Source organism: Pseudomonas sp. DCB_AW, assembly GCF_026240895.1.
Classification (GTDB): domain Bacteria; phylum Pseudomonadota; class Gammaproteobacteria; order Pseudomonadales; family Pseudomonadaceae; genus Aquipseudomonas; species Aquipseudomonas kermanshahensis.
The window spans coordinates 1-1,969 of record NZ_JAPFCE010000146.1 but is presented as its reverse complement, the minus strand read 5'-3'; the positions used below and the strand labels follow the sequence as shown (position 1 = coordinate 1,969).

1 protein-coding gene is annotated in these 1,969 nt (G+C 60.3%); it reads right to left on the bottom strand.

What is annotated here, in order from left to right; all coding sequences use genetic code 11:
- Nucleotides 1-134 precede the first annotated feature (134 nt).
- Nucleotides 135-1,535 carry a GABA permease gene (gene gabP, locus OO306_RS27970; protein WP_027595068.1) on the bottom strand — a complete coding sequence of 467 codons (1,401 nt, stop codon included), beginning with the start codon at nucleotides 1,533-1,535 and terminating at the stop codon, nucleotides 135-137.
- Nucleotides 1,536-1,969 lie beyond the last annotated feature (434 nt).

Below are 1,969 nucleotides of genomic sequence, written 5' to 3'. Positions count from 1 at the left end.
TCCCACAATGTTCGCGCATGCCCTGTAAATAGGGCATAACGCGGTCGGTGTGGGAGCGGCCTTGTGCCGCGATGGGCCGCAGAGCGGCCCCGGCATTCTTAAGTGAACAGGGGTGAGACTTTTGGCGTGGACGATTAAGCCGATCCCCTCACCGACCGCGCCGCCACTGCCTGCGTATGCCCGCGCGATGTGACTATCCCCAGGAAGGAAATCACGATCGCCAGGCCCAGTGTCGAGCTCACTTCCACCCGGTGCTCAGGCGTATACATCATCACCGCCAGCGCCGCGGCGATGAAGATGATCACCGCCCAGGTCAGCCATGGGAACAGCCACATGCGGAACTTCAGTTCGGCGTTCTCGCGCTCCAGGCGGCGGCGCATGCGCAGCTGGGAGATGGCGATGACCATGTACACCAGCAGGGCGATGGCGCCCGAGCTGGCCAACAGGAACTCGAACACGCCTTTGGGTGCGAAGTAGTTGAGGATGGCGATCGCCGCGCCAATCAGGGTGCTGCCAAATACCGCCGAGCGCGGCACGCCGACCTTGGAGGTCTTGTTGAGGAAGGCCGGCGCGTCACCGCGCTTGGCCAGCGAATACATCATCCGCGAGGCAATGTAGATCGACGAGTTCATGCAGCTGGTCACGGCCACCAGCACCACCAGGTCGACCATGAAGGCTGCGTTGGGGATGTTCATGATCTCCAGCGCGCGCTGGTAAGAGCCTACCACCGCCAATTGCGGATCGTTCCACGGCACCACCGAGATGATCACGAAGATCGACAGGATGTAGAAGGTGCTGATCCGCCAGATCACCGAGCGGGTGGCCTTGGCGATGTTGCGGGACGGGTCGCTGGACTCGGAGGCGGCGATGGTCACGGCCTCGGTACCGATGAAGCTGAACATCACGGTGATGAAGGCACCGATGACGGCAGACCAGCCCTTGGGCGCGAAACCGCCGTGCTCGGCGACCAACGTGCTCAAACCGCTGACTTCACGGTTTGGCAGCCAACCCATCAAGGCCGCGAAGCCCAGGCCGATGAAGCCGAGGATGGCGGTGACCTTGAGAATCGCGAACCAGAACTCGAACTCACCGTACTTGGCCACGCTGAACAGGTTGGTACCCGCCAACAGCAGCACCGAGGCCAGTGCGAAGATCCAGCTGTCCACCTGCGGGAACCAGGCGTTCAGTACATGCCCCGCCGCCAGTGCCTCGATGGGGATGACCAACACCCAGAACCACCAGTACAACCAGCCAATGGTGTAGCCAGCCCAGCGGCCAATGGCCTGGTCGGCGTAGGTGGAGAAGGACCCGGTATCAGGGTGCGCGACGGCCATTTCGCCGAGCATGCGCATGACCAGCACCACCAGGGTGCCGGCCACGAAGTAAGAAATTAGGGTGGCTGGCCCGGCCGCGGCAATCGCGTGCCCGGAGCCTACGAATAGTCCTGCACCGATAATGCCCGCGATGGACAGCATCGTTACATGACGCGGCTTGAAACCTTGTGCAAGGTTGCCATCAGATCCCACGGTGTTCATTGATCTTGTTCTCTTTTTGCTGACACAAGGAAGGACGGGGGCAGGCGTAGGCGAACATTATCTCCTAGAGAGTCCATCGGAATGACACATCACTCACGCGCTGTTGTTGGCCTTTTGCACGCATTCAGAGCAACGCACCAGCAGAATTCGAGGTCCATTTAAGCCCCGTAAGGCGTAGGAAAATTACACGAGAACGTCCCGCAGGTGTGCGATCACGACAACGCTTTTCCATTCCCGCCAGATGTCGCGATTGGCATGTCCAAACGCGCCATCGGGCCGTCTGAAGCTATCGTTTTTCATTTGGGTGTGCATCGCCCTGCAACGCTTGCTGCATGGTCAGGGCTTGGCTTCATGCACTGTAGGAGCAGCCTTGTGCTGCGAAGAGGCCGGTGAACACAGCAAAGATTTACTGTGTTTTCACCGGCCTCTTCGCA

What these genes read in the sequence shown, in the direction of transcription:
- gabP (WP_027595068.1), bottom strand. Translation starts at nt 1,535, where the DNA reads ATGAACACCGTGGGATCTGATGGCAACCTTGCACAAGGTTTCAAGCCG.